The sequence below is a fragment of the Streptomyces sp. NPDC054834 genome (genome assembly GCF_053611185.1).
The window spans coordinates 220,984-242,613 of the sequence record NZ_JBSGZV010000004.1; the positions used below are offsets into that span (position 1 = coordinate 220,984).

Genomic DNA, 21,630 nt, shown 5'->3' on the forward strand with positions numbered 1-21,630 from the left:
CTCGCCTCCTCAGTACTTGCCGCCGGCGGTCACCGGTGCCCCGTGCCGCGGACCGTACGGAGCGTGCTCCAGCCACGACCCGCACCACGGCAGCACCGGCGCGAGGGCCGCCGCGGCACGCTGCTTGACCCGCACGATCCGCCGCCGCGGCCGCAGATGGTCCAGTGCGGCCCCGGCGGCGGCACTGTTGAACAGGCCCGCGGCCCGCCGGACCGCGGCGAAACCGGCCACCGCGTCCACGGTCTTCGAAGCGACCGCCTCCGCCGCCGCGACCGCCTCTGCCGCCGCCGCCGCGTCGGCGACACCACTGTTCATGCCGCGCGCCCCGAACGGCGGGAAGAGGTGCGCCGCCTCGCCGACGAGCAGCACGCGCCCGTGCGGATCGGTGAAGGAGGCCGCCACCTTGCGCAGGAACCGGTACGTCGACACCCACAGGATCCGCTCGCCGTACCCCTCCCCGACGACCGCGGGCAGCCACCGCCGTACCGCCTCCTCGGTGCCGAACTCCTCCCGTTCGTCGTCGTCCCGGCACTGGAGGTCGACCTGGAAGCCGCCGGTGAACGGCACGCGCATCACGCTGCGCCCGCCGAGCCCGGGATGCTCGTAGTGGAAGACCCGCTCCAGCGGCAGCTCGGCACCCGGCACGTCGGACACGTCCACCACGACGTGGAAACCGTCCCCGTGCGTGCCTTCCATCCGGATGCCCAGCGCCGCCCGGACCGCCGACCGGGCCCCGTCCGCGGCGATGACGTACCGGGTGCTGAAGGCCCGCCCGTCCGCGGTCGTCAGCACGGCCTCCTCCGGGCCGGCCCGTACGCCCGTCACCTCCGCGTCCCAGACGAACTCCACCCCGGCCTCCTCGCAGGCGGCGAGCAGGAACCGCTCGGTGTCCACCTGGCGCAGGCTGGTGAAGGGCGGAAGCCCGGACGGCGGCGGGAACGTGCGGGAGTACACCTCACGGCCCCGGTACAGGGTCCGGCGGGTGTGCCAGGTACGCCCGTACGCGGTGATCTCGGCGGCCAGCCCCGGACGCATCCCGTCGAGCAGCCGCAGCGTCTCCCGGTGCACGAACAGCGCACGGCTGCCGGGGCGCCGACGGCCCTCCGGGTCGGCTTCCAGAAGGACGACCGGCAGGCCGTGGGCGCGCAGGGCCAGCGCCGCCGACAGGCCCACGGGGCCGGCACCCACCACGACGACCGGGATCACGCGCGGGCGCCCTCGGCCAGCATGCGGGTGATCTCCACCCGTTTCACCTTCCACGTCGCCGTCATCGGCAGCTCCTCGAACCGCCACTGCCTCGGCTCGGCCATCGCGGGCAGGTCGGCCGTGGCCTCCCGCCAGCGCTCCGGGTCCAGCGGCCGCTCGTCCCGGACACACACCACCGGTACCGGCTCGCGGTCCACGCCGGGCACGATGACGACCTCACGCAACTCCTCCAGACGGTCCATCAGCGTGTCCTCGACCTCCAGGTTGCTGTGCACCGCGTCGATCTGATCGACCTCCCGGTCGATCAGGTACAGGGCGCCCAGACGGCTCCGGTAGCCGATGTCGCCCATCTGCCACCACTCGCCGTCCAGCTGGCGCTCGTACTGCTCCCGGGCGCCGAGATAGGTGAGGATGCGGCCCCTGGTGCGGGCCTCGATCCGGCCGGGCTCGCCGGGCCTGGCCCGGCTGCCGTCGGCGGCGGTGACCCGGACCCGGGTGAAGCCCGGTATCCCGGTCCCGACCCGGCGGCCGTCCGCGCGGGACGCGCTGCCCCGGGTGAACCACTGGAAGGCGACCGGGCCCGTCTCGCTCTGCCCGTACAGCTGGATCAGCCAGGGCGTACGGCGTCTGGAGGCGCCCAGCAGCCGTCGTACGGTCCGCGGATGGATGGCGTCGAACGTCGAGCCGTACGAGCGGACCCGGGACAGCGGAGCCCCCGGCGCGTCGGCCAGCTCCTCCCACAGCACGAACGTGTTGGGGTGGGTCTCGACGATCCCGGGCCGGTGCCGGGCCAGCAGCGGTCCCACCGCGGCCGGGTCCGGATCGGTGATCAGCACCAGCGGGCTGCCGAAGCGCAGCAGGACGCCGAGCAGATGGTAGAAGCGCGAGTGCACGAAGGACATGTGGAGCGCCGCGGTCTCGCCGCGCGTGGGCCAGCCCATCGCCTTCTGCGGGACCAGCCGGTTCCACATGGCGCCCGCGCAGTGCACGGCGAGCTTGGGGACGCCGGTGGTGCCCGAGCTGTGGGTGATGAGGACGGGTTCGCGGGGGTGGAGCCGTACCGGCGCGGGAGGCTGGGCGCCGGCGTACTTCTCCAGCGGCTCCGCGCCGGGCGCGTCGTCCACGGACAGCGTCCGCCGTACCAGCGTGGCCAGGTCGTCGACCTCCCGCAGCGGGCCCTCGAGCTTCGCCCGGTCCGTGATCAGCCAGGGCCGGCGCAGCCGCTGGAGCAGCTGTCCGGCGACGGGACCGGCCAGAGTCGGCGAGAGCAGCACGGGGACGGCGCCGATACGGGAGACGGCGCAGGTCAGCAGCACGATGTCGACGTTGTCCGTCTTGTGGACGACCACCTGCTCCGAGGGCCGTACCCCGGCCTGCCACAGCCGGCCGGACAACTCGTCGACGACATCGGCCAGCACCCGGTAGCTGAGGTCGACGCCGAGGCCGGGGCTGACGTCCAGCGGCCGGTCCAGGGTGACGAACACGGCTCCGTGGCGGTCGGCGGCGTCCCGGAAGACGGGACCCAGATAGAACGCGCGGTCGGCCAGTAGGGGCTGACGGGCCATGAGGCCGTTCCTTTCTGCCATGCTCACCACGCGCCCTGGCGGACCAGATGGCGGCGGAGCTTGCCGGTGGACGTGCGCGGGAGCGACGGGACGAAGCTGACGCTTCTGGGGACCTTGAAGGCGGCCAGGCGCGCCCGGGCCAGCCGGATCAGGTCGTCCTGGAGGCCCGGCGGCGGCGTGGCGGCGGGCACCACGAAGGCGCGCAGCCTGCTGGCGCCGGGCCCGTCGGTGACGGCCACCACCGCGACCTCCCGCACCGCCGGATGGGTCCGCAGCGCGGCCTCCACCTCCAGCGGGGAGACGGTGATGCCGCCGACCATCTCCATGTCGTCGGTGCGGCCCAGATGCCGGAAGGTGCCGTCCGGTTCGCGGCGCGCCCGGTCGTGGGTGGCCAGCCAGCCGCCGGACAGGGTGCGCGCCGTCTCCCCGGGCCGGTTCAGGTAGCCGGGCGTGACCGTCGGCCCGCGCACCCACATCTCGCCCTCCGCGCCGTCCGGCACCGGGTGCCCGGCATGGTCGCGCAGCTCCACCTCGAAGCCGGGTACGGGACGGCCGACGGTGCCCGGGTGGTTGTGGTCGAAGCCGTTGGCGCAGAAGGCGTGCCCGGCCTCGGTGGAGCCGATCTGCTCCAGCACGGGCGCGCCGAGGAGTTCGGTCACCTGCCGGCCGAGGCCCTCGGGCATGCCCTCGCCGGCCGACACCGCGGCCCGCACCGAGGCGAAGCAGGCCTCGTGCCCGTTGCCCCGGTCGGCAACGAGCGTGGCGTACGCGGACGGCACGGAGTAGAGCAGGGTCACCCGGTGCCGGGCGACCAGCCCGTCCACGGCGGCCGGGGTCGGGCGTCCGTCCACCAGCACGGCGGACGAGCCGGAGAACAGCGGGAAGACGAAGGCGTTGCCGAATCCGTAGGCGAAGTACAGCTTCGACACCGACAGGGTGACGTCGTCCTCGGTGATCCGCAGCAGCCGCCGTCCGATGAGGTCGTGGTACGTCTTCGGGTCGCCGTGCACGTGCACCACTCCCTTGGGGCGGCCCGTCGTGCCGGAGGTGTACTGCACGTACAGCGGGGTGTGCGCGTCGACCGGATGGGCGGCGGCCGGCTCGGCGGCCGGGGTGAACGCGACCAGCTGGTCGGCGCCGATCCGGGCCCGGCCGGGGAACCGGTCCTCCAGGCCCGGCCCGGTCACGCACAGCACGGCGTCGGTGTCCTCGGCCATGAACGCGTGCTCGGCCGCCGGGAGTTCGGGGTTGACCAGCACGGCCACGGCCCCGAGGCGGGCGGTGGCCAGGAACGCCGTCACCCAGGCGATGCCGTCGGGCAGCGCCAGCAGCACCCGGTCGCCGGGCCGCACCCCCTCACCGGCGAGCACGCTCGCCGCGCGGGCCGCGAGTCCGTGCACCTCACCGTGGGTCCAGATCCGGTGCCCCTGGTGGAAGGCGACCCGCCCGGCCCACCCGCGCCGCTCGGCCAGCGCGGCGAGGTGGGCCGCGAGGTTGCCGGGGGCGTCGGCGTCGGCCGGGGCCGACGCGACGGGGCGCGTGACGGGGGCGGTGCGGGCGGGCGGAGCCGCCGGGGTATGCGGGGCGGTCATCGGGTGGGCTCCTCTGTCACGGCCGGGAGGGTGGCGGCCTGGTGGCGGGCGCCGGGTGCCGCGGGGGTGGTCGCGGGCTCGCGTCGGCCGTGGGTGTCCGCCGGGACCGCGGTGGGTTGCGGGGCGGTCACCGGGCGGGCTCTTCCACGACGGCCGGGAGCGCGGCCGGCTCGCGGCGGGGGCGGGTGCGGGCCGGGGCCGGAACGGGGGTGCGGAGACCTGATGCCACCGTCCCGGAGGTCTGGCGGGCCGAGGCCTGGCGCGCCGAGGCCGCCACCGGGGGCGCCCCCGCCGGTGCGGTGGCCGCTCCCGCTCCCATGTCCTGGAGGGTCGTGACCCGTACCGCCTCCCGGGGTGCCCCCGCCGCCGTCTGCTCCCGCAGGACGTGCAGGGCCCGCATCTGGGCCGCCGTCTTCAGCAGCATCTCCTCGTACTCGGCGACCGGATCGGAGTCGAGGACGATCGCCCCGCCGGCGCCGAGGTGCAGCAGACCGTCGGCGAGGACGGCCGTACGGATGACGATGCTCAGGTCCGCGCCGCCGCTGCACCCGAGGTAGCCGAGGGCTCCGGAGTAGACGCCGCGGGCCTCGGTCTCCAGGGAGTCGATGATCTCCAGCGTGCGGAGTTTCGGCGCGCCGGTCATCGACCCGCCGGGGAAACAGGCGCGTACGCAGTCCACGGCGTGGGTGTCCTCGCGCAGCCGTCCCTCGACGGTGGAGACGAGCTGGTGGACGGTGGCGTAGGTCTCGGTGGCCATGAGCCGGGAGACCCGTACCGTCCCGGTCCGGCAGACCTGGCCCAGGTCGTTGCGGAGCAGGTCGACGATCATCAGGTTCTCGGCGCGGGTCTTGGCGTCCGCCGCGAGCGCGTCCCGCAGCCGGGCGTCCTCCGCCGGGGTGTCGCCCCGGGGCGCGGTGCCCTTGATCGGTCTGGCCTCGGCGATCCCGTCCCGGGTGATCCGCAGGAACCGCTCGGGGGAGGAGCCGGCCACATCGAGGTCCCCGAACCTCAGGAAGGCCCCGTACGGCGCCGGGTTGACGCGGCGCAGGACCCGGTAGAGGCCGTACGCGTCGGCCGGCGCGGGCAGCCGGGCGGCGTTGGTCAGGCAGACCTCATAACTGGTGCCCGCCCGCAGCTCTGTCTGGCAGGCCTCGATGTCCGCGAGGTACGTCTCCCGGTCGCGGACCAGCCACGGCTCCGCAACAGGCCCTGGGCCCGGCGCGACGGGGTCGGGCAGTGGCCGCGGGTCCCCGTCCGGGGCCACGAAGGTGAGCTGGGCCACCGCGCTCTCCAGCCAGTCCGCGGCCTCCAGGGTGGCCTGCGGGGTGTCCTCCGCCAGGCAGACCGCGTAGGTGAACCCTTCCTCGTGGTCCACCACGATCAGCCGGTCGGCGAACAGCCAGCAGGCGTCCGGGGTCTTGGCCATGTGCCGGTTCGGCGAGCCGCAGTCGGCCTTCGTCTCGTAGCCGAAGTAGCCGACGTAGCCGCCGGTGAAGTCGAAGGGCAGCCCGGTGGCGTCCACCTGGCGATTCGTCAACTGCCGCCTGAGGTAGTCGAAGACGGTCGCCGTGACCTTGCGCGGGGGCCGTCCGGCCCGCTCGATCTCGCAGCGGCCGGCCGTGACGTCGTACCGCACGAACTCGGCGAGCGGGCCGCTGTCGTCACCGAAGAACGAGAAACGGGAGAGCCCCGGCTCGACCAGGGAGCTGTCCAGCCAGAACGACCGCGCGGAGTCGGCGTACATCCGGGTGAAGGCGGCCTCGGCGTCCACCGCGGTGGCGATGCGCCGGGTGTGCAGGCGGTAGGCGGGGCGGCCGGCGCGCCGTGGGCGGGGGACGGCCGCGACCGGCGGGGTGAGCGAGTGGCGGCTGATCGACGTGACCGCGGTGTTCTTCGTACGGGGCTTGCGGGCGAGCTCGGCCGTGAGGTTGCGGAAGTTCACCAGCATCCGGTGGCCGTACTCGGTCAGGACGGACTCCGGGTGGAACTGCACACCCCACAGGGGCCGGCTGCGGTGCCGCAGACCCATCAGCACGCCGTCCTCGGACCAGGCGGTGGCCTCGAGGGTCTCGGGCAGCGGCTCGTGCACGGACAGCGAGTGGTAGCGGACCGCGGTGAAGTTCTGCGGCAGCCCCCGGAACAGGTCCTGCCCGTCGTGCCGGACCGTGGACAGATGCCCGTGCCGGGGCTCCGGGGCGGGCAGCACCCGGGCGCTTTCCCCGAGGCCTATGCCCTGGTGGCCCAGGCAGACGCCGAGCACCGGAAGCGGCGACTCCGCGATCACCCGTGCGCTGATACCGAAGTCGCGGGACTCGGCCGGATGTCCCGGCCCCGGTGACACCACCACGTTGGCGAATTCCGCGAGGTCCGGGATCGAGTCGGCGGGGGTGTCGTTGCGGATCACCACCGGCTCCTCGCCGTTGACCTCGGCGATCAGCTGGAACAGGTTATACGTGTACGAGTCGTAATTGTCGATGAGCAGGGTCTTCACCCGCCCACCTCCCTTGGGTCGTTCCCGGGTCTACGCGGTCCGTCGTTTGTGCCGTCCACGGAGCGCCTGAAGCGGTGGGTACAGCCATTTCTTGAAGAAACGCTGAAGGCGCGGCATGAGAATCCAGGTGACGAGTGCCGTCACGCACAGGCACAACAACAACGTACGAACGATCGGATTGAGTCCGCCGAGATAGGGGATCACGATGAGATTGAACAGAAGCACCGGTGGAAATACCGCGCTCATGTTTATGAACCACAGCTTCCATTTCGCCGGCGGAGTCGGAGCCGCCGGCGTGGCGGGCGTGGCGGGCCGGGCGTCCTGGGCGTCGAACCACGCTTTCGCGCCCCGCACGCTGCGGCGCCCCGTCTCCTGCCCGAACCCCGCCACCCGGGTGTCCCATTGCCACCGGTCGGGCGAGACCTCCCAGGCCCGGGCCGTGCTCTCGCTGGCGAAGCGGTAGACGACATGCCACTCCGAGCCTTGGTCGACAAGAACACCACCCCCCATAAAGCCCGGCTGACGCGCGCTGGCGCCCAGCATGGCCCACCCCCAGGAATGGAAGTCGGCCTCGTGGCCCGGCACCACGTGATACGCCACGGTGATGGTGACGGGATTACTGGTCACGCGATTGAGTACGGAACGAAACCGCCCCGCGTTCAACCTTCAACGAAGTTTTTCGACTGTCCGGAACGTAACTCTTTGGAAGCGCTTGCCGGAAAGACGGGAAAAGCATTTGACGATGAAAAGTCAAGGGGAAGTGCGGTGACGTTCGCAGATGGTCACACCGTCTCCGCCGGCGCCTCCCCGAACCGCGCCAGCGCCAGCGCGCCCGCCACCGCCACCAGGAATCCCAGCACGGCCAGCCACGCCAGCCCCTCCCGCGTACGGTCGCCGAGCCACACCACGCCCACGGCCGCCGGACCGAGCGTCTCCCCGATGACCATCCCGGCGGTGGCCGCCGTCACCGAGCCCCGCTGGAGGGCCGACGTCAGCAGCAGGAACGCGGCACCCCCGCCGAGCAGCAGGGCGTACGTCGCCGGGTTGGCGAGCAGGGCCGCCGGCCGCAGCGAGTCGATCAGCCGCACCGCCACCTCCACCACCCCGAACCCGAACCCGGCCCCCAGCCCCAGCAGCAGCGCCCGCCCCCGCTCCGGCAGCCGCCCGCCGACCCCGCCCAGCAGCAACACCCCCATGCCGGTCGCGAGCATCACCCACTTCAGCGCCGCCGGCCCGCCCCGGTCGCCCTCCGCCCCCGACGCCAGCCCCAGCATCGCCAGCCCCGCGCACACGACCCCCACGGCCGCCCACTCCGCGCCGGTCAGCCGCACCCGCAGCAGCCGGGCCGCGACCACCGCGGTCACCGCCAGGCTGGAGGCGAGCGCCGCGCCCACCGCGTAGATGGGCACCGACCGCAGCGCCGCGACCTGCAACAGGAACCCCAGTCCGTCCAGCGCCAGCCCGGCCAGGTACCGCCACTGCCGCAGGGCCCGCAGCAGCAGCGCCGCGTCCCCGCCACCCCCGTCCGTGCTCGCCGCCCGCGCGGCCATCGCCTGCCACACCGTCGCCGTACCGAAGCAGACCGCCGCGCCGAGCGCGCACACCATTCCAAAGAGCACAAAGTGACTGTAGGGGAGCGGCGAAGCCCGGACCCCCGTTCGAACGAGCTCTCACCGATCTCTAGGCTGAGGGCGATATCGGACAACAACGCGGACAGCACGCGCCAACAACGCGGACAGCAACGCGAACAGCAACGCGAGCAACAACGGGGGCGACACGAAACATGGCGAACACTCACAGGCAACTCCGCTCCACCACGGTCGTCCTCGGCGGCATGGGCGTCCTCGCCGCCGCCCTCACCGCCTGCTCCTCCGACCCCGACAAGCGCTGCGTCGACCGCGACAGCTACAACCTCACCAAGGGCTACAAGGTCGTCTCCGACAAGAATTGCAAGTCCACCAGCGCCAAGACCTCCGTCAACGGCGCCTGGTACTACGGCGGCAAGAAGAAGAGCGGCTGGGTCGACAGCGGTTCCTTCACCAAGCCCGGCAAGGGCTCGGGCGGCTCCTCGGACGACGACAGCCACGGCTCCGGAGTCCACCGCGGCGGCTTCGGCAGCGGCAAGGGCAGCTCCGGCGGCTGAACCAGGACCCTCACCCCACGATGCGACGCCACACCATCACACCCCGCCCCGGCTGGCAGCAGACCGTCGAGGAACAGGGCCTGATCTACCCGCTCACCCGCCACCCCGACGGCTCCCTGCGCCCCTACTGGGACGAAGGCGCCTACTACGCCTTCACGCTCGACGAGGTCGAGGCCCTGGAGGAGGTCGTCGAGGAACTGCACCGCATGTGCCTGGCGGCGGCCGACCACATCGTCACCGCCGGCCGCTTCGCCGACCTCGGCATCACCGACCCCCGCGTCGCGGAGGCGGTCGCCGAGGCCTGGCACCGGCGCGCCGAACTCCCCTCCGTCTACGGCCGCTTCGACCTCCGTCACGACGGCACCGGCCCGGCCAAGCTCCTGGAGTACAACGCCGACACCCCCACCTCCCTGGTCGAGGCCGCCTCCGCGCAGTGGTTCTGGATGGAGGACCGCTTCCCCGGTGCCGACCAGTGGAACTCCCTCCACGAACGCCTGGTCGCCGCCTGGAGGAAGCAGGCCACCCTCCTCCCGCCCGGCACCCCCCTGTACTTCGCGCACTCCTCGGCCGACGAACTCGGCGAGGACCTGATGACGGTCGCCTACCTCAAGGAGACCGCCGAACAGGCCGGCCTGGACACCGACTGGATCTCCATGGAGGAGATCGGCTGGGACACCCTCTCCGGCCGCTTCGTGGACAACAACCTCCGGTTCATCCGCGGCATCTTCAAGCTCTACCCCTGGGAGTGGCTCACCGCCGACCGCTTCGCCGGCCACGTCCTCGACACCCTCGACAACGGCGGCGGCACCGGCAGCACCCTGTGGATCGAGCCGGCCTGGAAGATGCTCCTGAGCAACAAGGCACTCCTGGCGATCCTCTGGGAGCTGTACCCCGGCCACCCCAACCTCCTGCCCGCCTACCTGGACGGCCCACGCGAGCTGGCGGCCACGAACGGCTACGTCGCCAAGCCGCTCCTCGGCCGCGAGGGCGACGGGGTCACGGTCCACGAGCCGGGCGCCGCCCCCGTGATCCGCGAAGGCCCTTGCTGCTACCAGCAGTTGGCCCCCCTCCCCACCTTCGACGGCAACCACACCGTCCTCGGCACCTGGGTCGTCGACGGCGAGTCGGCGGGCCTCGGCATCCGCGAGTCCTCCGGCCTGATCACGGACGAGTACGCCCGCTTCGTGCCGCATGTGATCCGCTGAGGGGCCAAGGTCGCTGTGCCCTCGTACTGCTTGACCTTGTTCGCGGCGACAACGTTTCTACTGCTGCCACGAACTGTCGCCATGAGGTGACTCAGCCCGCAGGACGGCTCGGGGCCGTGCTTCAGACGTGCAACACCGCCCGCAGCTGCTCCAGCGCCCAGTCCAGGTCCTCCTCGCCGATGACCAGCGGCGGCGCGATCCGGACGGTGGCGCGGTGGGCGTCCTTCACCAGTACGCCCCGGTCCATCAGCCGCTCGCACACCTCGCGGCCCGTGCCGACCGCCGGGGCGACGTCGATCCCCGCCCACAGTCCGCGTCCGCGCACCGCCGTCACCCTCCCGGTACCGGTCAGTGTGCTCAGCTCGCGCAGCATGCGCTCGCCCAGCTCCGCGGCCCGCGCCTGGTACTCGCCCGACCGCAGCATCGCGATCACCTCCAGGGCCACCGCGCACGCCAGCGGATTCCCGCCGAACGTCGACCCGTGCTCACCGGGCCGGAACACCCCGAGCACCGCCGCGCTCGCCACCACCGCGGACACCGGCAGGATCCCGCCGCCCAGCGCCTTCCCCAGCACGTACACATCCGGTACGACGCCCTCGTGCTCGCACGCGAACGTCCGCCCGGTCCGCCCCAGCCCCGACTGGACCTCGTCCGCCACGAACAGCACGTTTCGCTCCCGGGTCAGCTCCCGCACCGACGGCAGATAGCCGGCCGGCGGCACGATCACCCCCGACTCGCCCTGGATCGGCTCCAGCAGCACCGCCACCGTGTTCTCGGTCAGCGCCGCCCGCAGCGCGGTCAGATCCCCGTACGGCACGATCTCGAAGCCCGGCGTGTACGGCCCGAAGTCCGCCCGCGCCTCCGGGTCCGTGGAGAAGCTGATCACCGTCGTCGTACGCCCGTGGAAGTTGCCGCCCGCGACGACGACCTTCGCCATCTCCGCGGGCACCCCCTTCACCCGGTAGCCCCACTTCCGGGCCGTCTTCACCGCGGTCTCCACCGCCTCCACTCCCGTGTTCATCGGCAGCACCATCTCCATGCCGCACAGCTCGGCCAGCTGCTTGCAGAACGCGCCGTACCGGTCGTGATGGAACGCCCGCGAGGTCAGCGTCACCCGCTCCAGCTGCGCCTTCACCGCTTCGACCAGCCGCGGGTTGCGGTGCCCGAAGTTCAGCGCGGAGTACCCGGCCAGCAGGTCGAGGTAGCGGCGCCCCTCGACATCCGTCACCCAGGAGCCCTCCGCGGTGGCGACCACCACCGGCAGCGGGTGATAGGTGTGCGCGCTGTGGGCGTCGGCGGCGGCGATGAGGTCTTCCGTAAGGGGCACGGCAGCTCCCGAGGACGAGGGTGGCCCCCCCAGGTCACCCCCCTTCCTACCGTCGCTCGCATGGTGGACGCGGGAACGGCGCCCTTCGACCCGCCCGGTAGGCTGATCGACGGGCCGTGACTGGCGCGCTGGGATGGGACCGACCATCAGGGAGCGGCCCGGTCGGGAACGAGTGCCGTGCGCCTGGGCCGAGCCGTGAACGCGAACGCTGTACTAACACGCCGTCCGGAGGCCGACATGCCAGAGCAGCAGTCCACCGAGTCCACCGCCTTCCGCGCCGCCCTCGACGTGATCCGCGCCGTCGAGCCGCGGGTCGCCGACGCCATCGGCCAGGAGGTCCACGACCAGCGCGAGATGCTCAAGCTGATCGCCTCCGAGAACTACGCCTCCCCGGCCACGCTCCTGGCCATGGGCAACTGGTTCAGCGACAAGTACGCCGAGGGCACCGTCGGCCGCCGCTTCTACGCGGGCTGCCGCAACGTCGACACGGTGGAGTCGCTGGCCGCCGAACACGCCCGCGAACTCTTCGGCGCCCGCCACGCCTACGTCCAGCCGCACTCCGGCATCGACGCCAACCTCGTCGCCTTCTGGGCCGTCCTCGCCGACCGCGTCGAGGTCCCCTTCCTGGAGAAGGCCGGCGCCCGCCAGGTCAACGACCTCTCCGAGGCGGACTGGGCCGAGCTGCGCCAGGCCTTCGGCAACCAGCGCATGCTCGGCATGTCCCTGGACGCCGGCGGCCACCTCACCCACGGCTTCCGCCCGAACATCTCCGGCAAGATGTTCGACCAGCGCTCCTACGGCACCGACCCGGCGACCGGCCTGATCGACTACGACGCCCTGCGCGTCCAGGCCCGCGAGTTCAAGCCGCTGATCATCGTGGCGGGCTACTCGGCCTACCCCCGCCTGGTGAACTTCCGGATCATGCGCGAGATCGCCGACGAGGTCGGCGCCACGCTCATGGTCGACATGGCCCACTTCGCCGGCCTGGTCGCGGGCAAGGTCCTCACCGGCGACTTCGACCCGGTGCCGCACGCCCAGATCGTCACCACGACCACCCACAAGTCCCTGCGCGGCCCGCGCGGCGGCATGGTCCTGTGCGACGACTCCCTCAAGGACCAGGTCGACCGAGGCTGCCCGATGGTCCTCGGCGGCCCGCTCCCGCACGTCATGGCCGCCAAGGCGGTGGCACTGGCGGAGGCCCGCCTGCCCTCCTTCCAGGACTACGCCCAGCGGATCGTGGACAACTCCCGCGCGCTGGCCGAGGGCCTGACGCGCCGCGGCGCCACCCTCGTCACCGGTGGCACGGACAACCACCTCAACCTGATCGACGTCGCCACCTCCTACGGCCTCACCGGCCGGCAGGCCGAGGCGGCCCTCCTCGACTCGGGCATCGTCACCAACCGCAACGCCATCCCCGCCGACCCCAACGGCGCCTGGTACACCTCCGGCATCCGCATCGGCACCCCCGCGCTGACCACGCGCGGCCTCGGCACCGCGGAGATGGACGAGGTGGCGGGCCTGATCGACCGCGTCCTGACCACCACCGAGCCGGGCACCACCAAGTCGGGCGCCACCTCCAAGGCCGCGCACATCCTGGACCCGAAGGTGGCGGAGGAGATCTCCCAGCGGGCGACGGACCTGGTCGCGGGCTTCCCGCTGTACCCGGAGATCGACCTCGGCTGACGGCCGGCCCCGGCGGGAGCGCCCTTTCGCGGCGCTCCCGTCATGGCGGTCCCCAACACCTGAGAGAATGGTGAGCATGGCTTCTGACCGACCCCGCGTGCTCTCCGGAATCCAGCCCACCGCAGGCTCGTTCCACCTCGGCAACTACCTGGGCGCCGTCCGCCAGTGGGTGGCCCTTCAGGAGACCCACGACGCGTTCTACATGGTCGTCGACCTGCACGCGATCACGGTCCCGCAGGACCCCGCCGACCTGCGCGCGAACACCCGTCTCGCCGCCGCCCAGCTGCTGGCGGCCGGGCTCGACCCCGACCGCTGCACCCTCTTCGTGCAGAGCCACGTCCCCGAGCACGCCCAGCTCGCCTGGGTCATGAACTGCCTCACCGGCTTCGGCGAGGCCTCCCGCATGACCCAGTTCAAGGACAAGGCGGCCAGGCAGGGCGCCGACCGCGCCTCCGTCGGCCTGTTCACGTACCCGGTCCTCCAGGTCGCCGACATCCTGCTGTACCAGGCGAACGAGGTGCCGGTCGGCGAGGACCAGCGCCAGCACGTCGAGCTCACCCGTGACCTCGCCGAGCGCTTCAACGGCCGGTTCGGCCAGACCTTCGTCGTCCCGAAGCCGTACATCCTCAGGGAGACGGCGAAGATCTACGACCTCCAGGAACCGTCCGTCAAGATGAGCAAGTCGGCGGCCACGCCGAAGGGCGTCGTCAGCCTCCTGGACGAGCCGAAGGCCTCCGCGAAGAAGGTCAAGAGCGCCGTCACCGACACGGACACCGTGATCCGCTACGACGTCGAGAACAAGCCCGGCGTGAGCAACCTGCTCACCATCTATTCGACGCTCACCGGTGCGGGTATCTCCGAACTGGAGGAGAAGTACGAGGGCAAGGGCTACGGTGCGCTCAAGACGGACCTCGCCGAGGTGATGGTCGAGTTCGTGACGCCGTTCCGGGAGCGCACCCAGCAGTACCTGGACGACCCGGAGACGCTCGACTCGATCCTGGCCAAGGGCGCGGAGAAGGCGCGTGCCGTGGCCGCGGAGACCCTCGCCCAGGCGTACGACCGGGTGGGCTTCCTGCCCGCGAAGCACTGAGGCGCACGACCGCACACACGTACCCGGGGCAGAGCGCTGCACATCACTTCGCTCGCGCCTGCCCACAGGACACCCCTGGCCGTACAGTCGATAGCCGGACGGCTGTGTACGTACCGGACGAGAAGCCGGACGAGAAGCCGGACGAGAACGAAACAGAGCGACGACAGGAGACGACGTGGGGACCGTAACGATCGGCGTGTCGATCGCGGTCCCGGAGCCTCACGGCAGCCTGCTCCAGGAGCGGCGCGCGGGCTTCGGCGACGCCGCTGCTCACGGCATTCCCACCCACGTCACACTGCTGCCGCCGACGGAGATCGAGGAGACCGAGCTGCCGGCCGTCGAGGCGCATCTGACGGAGGTGGCCACGGCCGGCCGGTCGTTCCCGATGCGGCTGTCCGGCACCGGCACCTTCCGGCCCCTGTCCCCGGTGGTCTACGTGCGGATCGCGGCGGGCGCCGAGTCCTGCGCCCGGTTGCAGCGCCAGATCCGCGACGCCTCCGGTCCCGTCGCCCGTGAGCTCCAGTTCCCGTACCACCCGCACGTCACGGTGGCGCACGGCATCGACGAAGCGGCGATGGACCGCGCCTTCGAGGAGCTCGCCGACTTCCAGGCCGAGTGGGCCTGCACCGGCTTCGCGCTCCACGAGCAGGGCACCGACGGGGTGTGGCGCAAGCTGCGGGAGTTCACCTTCGGCGGCGGCGCCGTGGTGCCCCAGCAGGCGACACCCGTGGACCGGGGCACCATCCCCACCACCAGCCGGTAGTCCTGCGGCGGGCGCACCCTAGATCGGCAGCCGCCGGAACACCGCGCGCGGTACGTGCCGCAGCGCCGACATCACCAGTCGGAGCGCCCCCGGCACCCACACCGTCTCCGAGCGCCGCCTGAGCCCCAGTTCGATGGCCGTGGCGACGGCCTCGGGCGTGGTGGCGAGGGGGGTCTCCGCACGGCCGGCGGTCATCCGCGTCCGGACGAATCCGGGGCGTACGACCATGACGTGCGCGCCGGTGCCGCGCAGCGCGTCCCCCAGGCCCTGGGCGAAGGTGTCGAGGCCGGCCTTGCTGGAGCCGTAGATGAAGTTCGAGCGGCGGGCCCGCTCGCCGGCCACCGAGGAGAGCACCACCAGGGAGCCGTGGCCCTGCGTCTGGAGGGCCCGGGCGCTGATCAGCCCCGCCGAGACGGCGCCCGTGTAGTTGGTCTGCGCGACGCGGACCGCGTTGACCGGCTCGCGCTCGTCGATCGCCTGGTCGCCGAGGATGCCGAAGGCGAGCAGGACCATGTCGATGTCGCCCTCGGCGAAGACCTTGCCGAGCACGGTCTCGTGGGATTCGGGGTCGAGGGCGTCGAAGGCGACGGTGCGCACGTCGGCCCGCAGGGCGCGCAGCTGCTCGGCCGCCTGCTCCAGGGCGGGGGAGGGGCGGCCCGCCAGCCAGACGGTCCGGGTGCGGCGGGTGATCAGCCGGCGCGCGGTGGCCAGCGCGATCTCGGACGTACCGCCGAGGACGAGCAGCGACTGGGGGATTCCGAAAGCGTCCTTCACGACACTCCTAGAGGTTGAGCCGACGGGAGAGGTCCGACGTGAAGACCCCGTTCGGGTCCAGATCCGCGCGCAGTGCCCGGAATTCGTCGAGCCGTGGGTACATCGCGGGGAGCAGTTCCGGACGCAGCCGGGAGTCCTTGGCCAGGTAGACGCGTCCGCCGGCGGCGGCCACCTCCTGGTCCAGCTCGTCCAGGAAGGTCCCGAGGCCCGGCAGCCCGGCCGGGACGTCGAGGGCGAGCGTCCAGCCGGGCACGGGGAAGGACAGCCAGCCCGGGTCGGCGTCCCCGAAGCGCTTGAGGACGGCGAGGAAGGACGGGCAGCGGTGTTCGGAGACGCGGTGCACGATGCGGCGCAGGGTCTCCTCCTGGCCGTGTCCGACGACGAACTGGTACTGGACGAGGCCGGCCCGGCCGTAGATCCGGTTCCAGTGGGGGACGCCGTCCAGGGGGTGGAAGAAGACGGAGAGGGGCTGAAGCTCGCCGGTCCGCGCGCGGGGCGCCTTGCGGTACCAGATCTCGTTGAACAATCCGACCGTTGCTCGGCCGAGGAGGCCCTCCGGTACGAGGGCGGGCGCGGCCGGGAGCCGCCGGGGGCGGAAGGACAGCGGGCGCCGCCACGCGCGCGTGCCCTCGCCGAGTGCCTCCAGGGTCGCGTGGTCGCCGCGGGTGAGAACGGCACGGCCGGTCGCGGCGCCACGGGCGAGCAGGTCGATCCAGGCGACCGAGTAGCGGTGCCGGTGGTCGGTGGCGGCGAGCCGGGCCATGAGGTCGTCGAGGTCGGCGGCCCGCTCGGTGTCGACGGACATGTACGAGGTCTCGACCGGCAGCAGCCGCAGAGTGGCCGTCAGGATCACCCCGGTCAGGCCCATGCCGCCGGTGGTCGCGTCGAACAGGGGGGTGCCCGGGCGCACCGTGCGGATCTCACCGTCCGCGGTGAGCAGTTCCAGGGACAGCACATGGCGGGAGAAGGAGCCGGAGACATGGTGGTTCTTGCCGTGGATGTCGGCGCCGATCGCCCCGCCGACGGTCACCTGGCGGGTGCCGGGGGTCACCGGCACGAACCAGCCGAGCGGCAGCAGCACCTCCATCAGCCGGTGCAGGGAGACGCCCGCGTCGCACACCACGGTCCCGCCGTCGGCGTCGATCGCGTGTACGCGGTCGAGGCCGGTCATGTCGAGCACGGCGCCGCCCGCGTTCTGCGCCGCGTCCCCGTACGCCCGCCCCAGGCCCCGTGCGATGCCGCCCCGGGCCCCGCAGTCGCGGACGGCGGCCACGGCCTCCTCGCGGGTCCGCGGGCGGACCAGCCGGGCGGCGGTGGGCGCGGTGCGGCCCCAACCCGTGACGCAGACGGTGTCTCCAGGCATGTCGGCGACCGTATCGCCCCTGTGTGAGCCACTAGTTGTGGAACATTCCCTCTCTCCCCGAAATGGGTGATTAATGGGATGTCGCTCAATATTGCCGTAATCAAAGCGACCCGGGCGTGAACAGTGGATCCACATGGACGACATGGATCGCGACCTGGACCACCGGATCGACCTGGACCACCGGATCCTTTCTGCACTCCACGCCCGCGGTGCCGACCCGCGGGTGGCGTCCGCCGCCCGCGGACTGTCCCTGGCCGGTGAGCACGGCGCGCTGTGGCTCACGGCGGGGCTCGCCGGAGCCGCCGTGGACGGCGCTCGGCGCGGCCCCTGGTTGCGCGGCACGGCGCTCGTCGCGGGCGCGCACCTCGCCAGCATGGCCGTGAAGCGGATCGTGCGCCGCGCGCGCCCCGCGCACGTCGTACCCCTGGTGCGGACCGCCGGCCGGTACTCCTTCCCCAGCTCGCACGCCGCCTCCGCCGGGGCCGCCGCGGTCGCCTTCGGAACGCTCAGGGTGTACGTGGTGCCGCCGCTCGCCGCCGCCATGTGCCTGTCCCGCCTGGTCCTGGGCGTTCACCACCCCTCCGACGTGGCGGCGGGCGCGGCCCTGGGGGTGCTGACCGCGCGGGCGGGAGCGCGCTGGATGAGGGAGAACGCCCGTGGCTGATGTCGCGCTCCTGGAACACCGCCCGGCCGACGGGCGGCCCCCCTCACCCCCGCGCCGCCCGGGCAGCCTCCTGGGCGGCCTGCTGAAGGCCACCCGCCCGAAACAGTGGGTCAAGAACATCCTGGTCCTCGCCGCCCCGGCCGCCGCCGGACGGCTCTTCTCCCGGCACGCGCTCACCCAGGTCTGTCTGGTCTTCGCCCTCTTCACCGCCTGCGCCGCCGCCGTCTACCTGATCAACGACGCCCGTGACGTCGAGGCCGACCGCGCCCACCCCACCAAGTGCCGCCGCCCCGTCGCCGCCGGCCGGGTCCCCGTGCCCGTCGCCTACGCCACCGGGGGCACGCTGGCCGTGCTCGGGCCGACGGGCGCGGTCTGGCTGGCCTCGCCGGCCGTCGCCGCCGTGCTGACGGCGTACATCGGCATGCAGCTGGCGTACTGCCTCACCCTCAAGCACGTGCTGGTCGTCGACCTCGCCGTGGTCACCACCGGCTTCCTGATGCGGGCGGTGATCGGCGGGGTCGCGCTCGGCATCACGCCGTCCCGCTGGTTCCTGATCACCACCGGCTTCGGGGCGCTGTTCATGGTGTCGGCCAAGCGCTACTCCGAGGCCGTGCAGATGGCCGCACATCCGGGCGCCACACGCGCGCTGCTCACCGAGTACACCACCGGCTACCTGCGTTTCGTCTGGCAGCTTGCGGCCGGCGTCGCCGTCCTCGCCTACTGCATGTGGGCGCTGGAGGAGGGCGGTGTGCCGCACGCGAGCGTGCTGCCCTGGCGGCAGCTGTCCATGGCCGCCTTCGTCCTCGCGATCCTCAGGTACGCCGTCTTCGCCGACCGCGGCATCGCGGGCGAGCCCGAGGAAGTGGTCCTGCACGACCGCGCCCTGACCCTGATCGGCGCGGCCTGGCTGGTCATGTACGGCCTGGCGGTGGCCAATTGGTGACCCCGGTGCGGCGGGGCGAACTGCTCGGCTTCGCCACCGTGGGCCTCGTCGCGTATGCCACCGACCTGGCCCTCTTCACCTGCCTGCGCGGCCCCGCCGCCTGCGACCCGCTGACCGCCAAGTCCCTCTCCTTCGCGGCCGGCTGCACGGTCGCGTACGCCGGCAACGCCCTCGGCCCCTACCGCGACACCCGGGCCAGGGGCCTGCGCCCGTACGCCGCCTTCGTCGCCGTGAACCTCGCCGGCGCCCTCGTCCAGCTCCTCTGCCTCACCATCAGTCACTACGGCCTCGGCCTCACCTCCCAGCGCGCCGACACGGTCTCCGGCGCCGGAATCGGCATGGCGCTGGCCACAGTCCTGCGCTTCTGGGGTATCCGGACATTGGTCTTCCGAGACGAGGGCAGAAGCGGATCATGGACTGGCTGAAGAAGCTCCCCGGCGTCGGGCCGCTGGTCGCCCGCCTGATGACCACGCACGCGTGGCGCTCGTACGAGCGTCTGGACCGGGTGAAGTGGACACGGCTGGCCGCCGCCATGACCTTCGTCAGCTTCATCGCCTTGTTCCCGCTGCTGACCGTGTCCGCCGCGGTCGCCGCCGCCACGCTCAGCCCGGCCCAGCAGCGGAACGTCGAGAAGAAGATCGCCGAGCAGTTCCCCGGCATCTCCGACCAGCTCGACATCAGCTCGCTGGTCCAGAACGCCGGCACCGTCGGCGTCATCGCGGGCGCCTTGCTGCTGCTCACCGGCATCGGCTGGGTCGGGCAGGTGCGCGACTGCCTGCGCGCGGTGTGGGAGCTGCCCGACACCGAGGAGAACCCCCTCCTGCGCAAGGTCAAGGACGCCGGGATCCTGATCGGGCTCGGCGGCGCCCTGCTGGTCACGCTCGCCGCCTCCACCGTCGCCTCGGCCGCGGTCGGCTGGGCGTCCCGCGGCCTCGGCCTCGACGAACACGGCTGGGGCAGCGTGCTGCTGCGCGTCGTCGCGTTCGCCGTCGCCGTCCTCGCCGACTTCCTGGTCCTGCTGTACGTCCTGACCCTGCTGCCCGGTGTCGAGCCGCACCGCCACCGCCTGTTCGTCGCGGCGCTGACCGGAGCGGTCGGCTTCGAACTGCTGAAGCTGCTGCTCAGCGGCTACATCCAGGGAGTCGCCTCGAAGAGCATGTACGGCGCGTTCGGCGTGCCCGTCGCCCTGCTGCTGTGGATCGACTTCACCGCGAAACTGGTCCTGTTCTGCGCCGCCTGGACGGCGACGGGGAGCAAGGAGGCCGAGTTCAGGGACGAGTCCGCCGACGTACGAGATCCGGCAGCGGCCACCGGCGGTTGACCAGGAACGCCCCGCCGCCCAGCAGCACCAGCAGCCCCCCGGCGATCGCCCCGGCGATGCCGACGCCGCGCCAGCCGCCGGAGGGGGCGGCGGCCACCGGCTTCGACGACGACCCGCCGGTGCCCGTGCCGTCCGCCTGCCCGGGCGACGCGGTGGCGCCGGGCTGCGTGGCCGCCCGGGCGGCGTTCTTCGGCGGTACCAGTTCGCCCACCGGCTGCACCTTGCCGACCGCCTGGAAGCCCCAGTCGAAGAGCCGGGCGGCCTCCTTGTAGACCTCGTTGTGCTCGCTCTTCTCCGGGTTCATGACGGTGACCAGCAGGACGTGGCCGTTGCGTTCGGCGACGCCGGTGAAGGTGGCGCCCGCGTTGGTGGTGTTGCCGTTCTTCACGCCCGCGATGCCCTGGTAGACCGGGACGTCGGTGTCGCCGCTGAGCAGCCGGTTGGTGTTCCGGATCTCCTCGGAGCCGAATTTCGCGGTCACGGTCGAGCAGTAGTCCCGGAAGTCCTTCTTCTGCATCCCCGAGCGGGCGAACAGCGTCAGGTCGTACGCCGAGGACACCTGCCCCGGCTCGTCGTAGCCGTCGGGACTGAGCACGCGGGTGTCGAGGGCCTGAAGGTCGTCGGCGTGGGCCTGCATGTCCTTGACGGTCTGCCCGATGCCGCCGTTCATCCGGGACAGGACGTGCACCGCGTCGTTGCCGGAGCGCAGGAAGACGCCGAGCCACAGGTCGTGGACGGTGTAGGTGTGGTTCGCCTTGATCCCGACCACGCTCGAGCCGGCGCCCATGCCCGCCAGGTCGGCCGGCACCACCTTGTGCTCGGTCGCCTTCGGGAAGCGCGGCAGGACCGTGTCGGCGAAGAGCATCTTCAGCGTGCTCGCGGGAGGCAGCCGCCAGTGCGCGTTGTGCGCGGCCAGCACCTCCCCGGACTCGGCGTCGGCGACGATCCAGGAGCGCGCGGTGACGTCCTTGGGCAGCACCTGGACACCGCTGCCGAGGTTGACCTGCGTGCCGGGCCGGCCCAGGCGGGTGCCGCCGACCGTGGACATGCCCGCCGGGGGAGTGGCCGACGGGCTCGTCGAGGGGGCCGACGGGCTCGTCGAGGGGGCCGACGGGCTGGTCGAAGGGGCCGGCGCGGCGACGGCGACGGGCGCGGCGAGGGAGGCGGACAGCAGGGCGACCGACGTGACCAGCAAGCTCCCACCCCGGGCGCGGCGCCCGACGGACCCCGGCGATACTGAACGTATGAAGCTCAGCCGCCCGGTGTCCTGGTTCCTGCTCGCCTTCGGGGTGTGGAGCTGGGTCATCTGGGTCACTTTCGTCAAGAATCTCGTCAAGGACAGTAGTGGTCTCGCCTTCGACGACGGTCACCCGACGGCGTACTTCTGGGTGCACCTGACGCTGGCGGTCGTCTCCTTCGTATTGGGGACGGTCGTCGGGGTCATCGGGTTGCGCGGACTGCGCGCACTGCGCCGGACGTCATAACGGAACCAACGGGGGA

General features: G+C 72.3%; 21 protein-coding genes and 1 riboswitch. Of the genes, 10 read left to right on the forward strand and 11 right to left on the reverse strand.

Annotation, left to right across the window (positions count from 1 at the left end; translation table 11 throughout):
• Positions 1 to 9: 9 nt before the first annotated feature.
• The 7 genes from ACWGJM_RS08270 to ACWGJM_RS08300 form a co-directional block, all read right to left on the reverse strand.
• Positions 10 to 1,206 (reverse strand): FAD-dependent monooxygenase, encoded by a 1,197-nt coding sequence (locus ACWGJM_RS08270; protein ID WP_453410844.1) that lies wholly within the window; start codon positions 1,204 to 1,206, stop codon positions 10 to 12.
• Entirely contained in the window at positions 1,203 to 2,771 is a 1,569-nt protein-coding gene (locus ACWGJM_RS08275; protein ID WP_453410845.1) for a class I adenylate-forming enzyme family protein, read from the reverse strand. Before ACWGJM_RS08275 ends, ACWGJM_RS08270 begins: the two co-directional genes overlap by 4 nt.
• Before the next feature lie 23 nt (positions 2,772 to 2,794).
• Positions 2,795 to 4,363, reverse strand: a complete 1,569-nt coding sequence (locus ACWGJM_RS08280) for an AMP-binding protein (RefSeq protein WP_453410846.1) — start codon at positions 4,361 to 4,363, stop codon at positions 2,795 to 2,797.
• A complete protein-coding gene (locus ACWGJM_RS08285) occupies positions 4,360 to 4,494 on the reverse strand; it encodes a hypothetical protein (RefSeq protein ID WP_453410847.1) in 135 nt (44 codons plus the stop codon). Before ACWGJM_RS08285 ends, ACWGJM_RS08280 begins: the two co-directional genes overlap by 4 nt.
• Positions 4,491 to 6,854 (reverse strand): aminodeoxychorismate synthase component I, encoded by a 2,364-nt coding sequence (gene pabB, locus ACWGJM_RS08290; RefSeq protein ID WP_453410848.1) that lies wholly within the window; start codon positions 6,852 to 6,854, stop codon positions 4,491 to 4,493. The genes ACWGJM_RS08285 and pabB overlap by 4 nt, the downstream gene beginning before the upstream one ends.
• A gap of 30 nt (positions 6,855 to 6,884) precedes the next feature.
• Entirely contained in the window at positions 6,885 to 7,481 is a 597-nt protein-coding gene (locus ACWGJM_RS08295) for a hypothetical protein (protein ID WP_453410849.1), read from the reverse strand.
• A 155-nt stretch (positions 7,482 to 7,636) separates the two neighbouring features.
• On the reverse strand, positions 7,637 to 8,461 hold the full coding sequence (locus ACWGJM_RS08300) for a DMT family transporter (protein ID WP_453410954.1): 825 nt from the start codon (positions 8,459 to 8,461) through the stop codon (positions 7,637 to 7,639).
• Between the two features lie 176 nt (positions 8,462 to 8,637).
• Here ACWGJM_RS08300 and ACWGJM_RS08305 point away from each other — a divergent pair, with 176 nt between their 5' ends.
• Both ACWGJM_RS08305 and ACWGJM_RS08310 read left to right on the forward strand, forming a co-directional pair.
• Entirely contained in the window at positions 8,638 to 8,997 is a 360-nt protein-coding gene (locus ACWGJM_RS08305) for a hypothetical protein (RefSeq protein ID WP_453410850.1), read from the forward strand.
• 20 nt (positions 8,998 to 9,017) lie between these two features.
• Positions 9,018 to 10,202, forward strand: coding sequence for a glutathionylspermidine synthase family protein (locus ACWGJM_RS08310; protein WP_453410851.1), 1,185 nt, complete (start codon positions 9,018 to 9,020; stop codon positions 10,200 to 10,202).
• A gap of 121 nt (positions 10,203 to 10,323) precedes the next feature.
• Here the strand turns inward: ACWGJM_RS08310 and rocD are convergent, their stop codons facing one another.
• Positions 10,324 to 11,529, reverse strand: a complete 1,206-nt coding sequence (gene rocD / locus ACWGJM_RS08315) for an ornithine--oxo-acid transaminase (RefSeq protein ID WP_453410852.1) — start codon at positions 11,527 to 11,529, stop codon at positions 10,324 to 10,326.
• A gap of 106 nt (positions 11,530 to 11,635) precedes the next feature.
• Positions 11,636 to 11,725: riboswitch (ZMP/ZTP riboswitch) on the forward strand.
• Between the two features lie 41 nt (positions 11,726 to 11,766).
• Between rocD and ACWGJM_RS08320 the strand changes: the two genes are divergently transcribed.
• The 3 genes from ACWGJM_RS08320 to ACWGJM_RS08330 all read left to right on the forward strand — a co-directional run bounded on the left by ACWGJM_RS08320 (position 11,767) and on the right by ACWGJM_RS08330 (position 15,065).
• Complete coding sequence (locus ACWGJM_RS08320) at positions 11,767 to 13,212, forward strand: glycine hydroxymethyltransferase (protein WP_453410853.1); 1,446 nt, start codon at positions 11,767 to 11,769, stop codon at positions 13,210 to 13,212.
• Between the two features lie 76 nt (positions 13,213 to 13,288).
• Entirely contained in the window at positions 13,289 to 14,302 is a 1,014-nt protein-coding gene (trpS, locus tag ACWGJM_RS08325; protein WP_453410854.1) for a tryptophan--tRNA ligase, read from the forward strand.
• Between the two features lie 175 nt (positions 14,303 to 14,477).
• A complete protein-coding gene (locus tag ACWGJM_RS08330; RefSeq protein WP_453410855.1) occupies positions 14,478 to 15,065 on the forward strand; it encodes a 2'-5' RNA ligase family protein in 588 nt (195 codons plus the stop codon).
• An 18-nt stretch (positions 15,066 to 15,083) separates the two neighbouring features.
• Here the strand turns inward: ACWGJM_RS08330 and ACWGJM_RS08335 are convergent, their stop codons facing one another.
• Both ACWGJM_RS08335 and ACWGJM_RS08340 read right to left on the reverse strand, forming a co-directional pair.
• Positions 15,084 to 15,839 carry a decaprenylphospho-beta-D-erythro-pentofuranosid-2-ulose 2-reductase gene (locus tag ACWGJM_RS08335; RefSeq protein WP_453410856.1) on the reverse strand — a complete coding sequence of 252 codons (756 nt, stop codon included), beginning with the start codon at positions 15,837 to 15,839 and terminating at the stop codon, positions 15,084 to 15,086.
• 7 nt (positions 15,840 to 15,846) lie between these two features.
• Positions 15,847 to 17,202, reverse strand: coding sequence for an FAD-binding protein (locus ACWGJM_RS08340; protein WP_453410857.1), 1,356 nt, complete (start codon positions 17,200 to 17,202; stop codon positions 15,847 to 15,849).
• 133 nt (positions 17,203 to 17,335) lie between these two features.
• Between ACWGJM_RS08340 and ACWGJM_RS08345 the strand changes: the two genes are divergently transcribed.
• Genes ACWGJM_RS08345 through ACWGJM_RS08360 form a run of 4 tightly spaced genes read left to right on the forward strand, consistent with a single transcriptional unit; the run spans position 17,336 to position 20,130 of the window.
• Positions 17,336 to 17,866, forward strand: coding sequence for a phosphatase PAP2 family protein (locus ACWGJM_RS08345; RefSeq protein ID WP_453410858.1), 531 nt, complete (start codon positions 17,336 to 17,338; stop codon positions 17,864 to 17,866).
• The gene (locus tag ACWGJM_RS08350; RefSeq protein ID WP_453410859.1) at positions 17,859 to 18,809 is read left to right on the forward strand and encodes a decaprenyl-phosphate phosphoribosyltransferase; all 951 of its coding nucleotides are present in this window, start codon (positions 17,859 to 17,861) and stop codon (positions 18,807 to 18,809) included. The genes ACWGJM_RS08345 and ACWGJM_RS08350 overlap by 8 nt, the downstream gene beginning before the upstream one ends.
• A complete protein-coding gene (locus tag ACWGJM_RS08355) occupies positions 18,803 to 19,234 on the forward strand; it encodes a GtrA family protein (protein WP_453410860.1) in 432 nt (143 codons plus the stop codon). Before ACWGJM_RS08350 ends, ACWGJM_RS08355 begins: the two co-directional genes overlap by 7 nt.
• Positions 19,222 to 20,130 carry a YihY/virulence factor BrkB family protein gene (locus ACWGJM_RS08360; protein ID WP_453410861.1) on the forward strand — a complete coding sequence of 303 codons (909 nt, stop codon included), beginning with the start codon at positions 19,222 to 19,224 and terminating at the stop codon, positions 20,128 to 20,130. The genes ACWGJM_RS08355 and ACWGJM_RS08360 overlap by 13 nt, the downstream gene beginning before the upstream one ends.
• Here the strand turns inward: ACWGJM_RS08360 and ACWGJM_RS08365 are convergent.
• Positions 20,078 to 21,325: a D-alanyl-D-alanine carboxypeptidase family protein gene (locus ACWGJM_RS08365; RefSeq protein ID WP_453410862.1), complete on the reverse strand. Its 1,248-nt coding sequence runs from the start codon at positions 21,323 to 21,325 to the stop codon at positions 20,078 to 20,080. The genes ACWGJM_RS08360 and ACWGJM_RS08365 overlap by 53 nt on opposite strands.
• Positions 21,326 to 21,374: 49 nt before the next feature.
• Here ACWGJM_RS08365 and ACWGJM_RS08370 point away from each other — a divergent pair, with 49 nt between their 5' ends.
• On the forward strand, positions 21,375 to 21,614 hold the full coding sequence (locus ACWGJM_RS08370) for an SCO4848 family membrane protein (protein ID WP_453410863.1): 240 nt from the start codon (positions 21,375 to 21,377) through the stop codon (positions 21,612 to 21,614).
• Positions 21,615 to 21,630: the final 16 nt, after the last annotated feature.

Coding starts and splice junctions, on each gene's coding strand:
- ACWGJM_RS08275 (WP_453410845.1), bottom strand. CDS start 2,771: ATGGCCCGTCAGCCCCTACTGGCCGACCGCGCGTTCTATCTGGGTCCC.
- ACWGJM_RS08280 (WP_453410846.1), bottom strand. CDS start 4,363: ATGACCGCCCCGCATACCCCGGCGGCTCCGCCCGCCCGCACCGCCCCC.
- ACWGJM_RS08300 (WP_453410954.1), bottom strand. CDS start 8,461: ATGGTGTGCGCGCTCGGCGCGGCGGTCTGCTTCGGTACGGCGACGGTG.
- ACWGJM_RS08305 (WP_453410850.1), top strand. CDS start 8,638: ATGGCGAACACTCACAGGCAACTCCGCTCCACCACGGTCGTCCTCGGC.
- ACWGJM_RS08310 (WP_453410851.1), top strand. CDS start 9,018: ATGCGACGCCACACCATCACACCCCGCCCCGGCTGGCAGCAGACCGTC.
- ACWGJM_RS08320 (WP_453410853.1), top strand. CDS start 11,767: ATGCCAGAGCAGCAGTCCACCGAGTCCACCGCCTTCCGCGCCGCCCTC.
- trpS (WP_453410854.1), top strand. CDS start 13,289: ATGGCTTCTGACCGACCCCGCGTGCTCTCCGGAATCCAGCCCACCGCA.
- ACWGJM_RS08340 (WP_453410857.1), bottom strand. CDS start 17,202: ATGCCTGGAGACACCGTCTGCGTCACGGGTTGGGGCCGCACCGCGCCC.
- ACWGJM_RS08345 (WP_453410858.1), top strand. CDS start 17,336: ATGGACGACATGGATCGCGACCTGGACCACCGGATCGACCTGGACCAC.
- ACWGJM_RS08360 (WP_453410861.1), top strand. CDS start 19,222: ATGGACTGGCTGAAGAAGCTCCCCGGCGTCGGGCCGCTGGTCGCCCGC.
- ACWGJM_RS08370 (WP_453410863.1), top strand. CDS start 21,375: ATGAAGCTCAGCCGCCCGGTGTCCTGGTTCCTGCTCGCCTTCGGGGTG.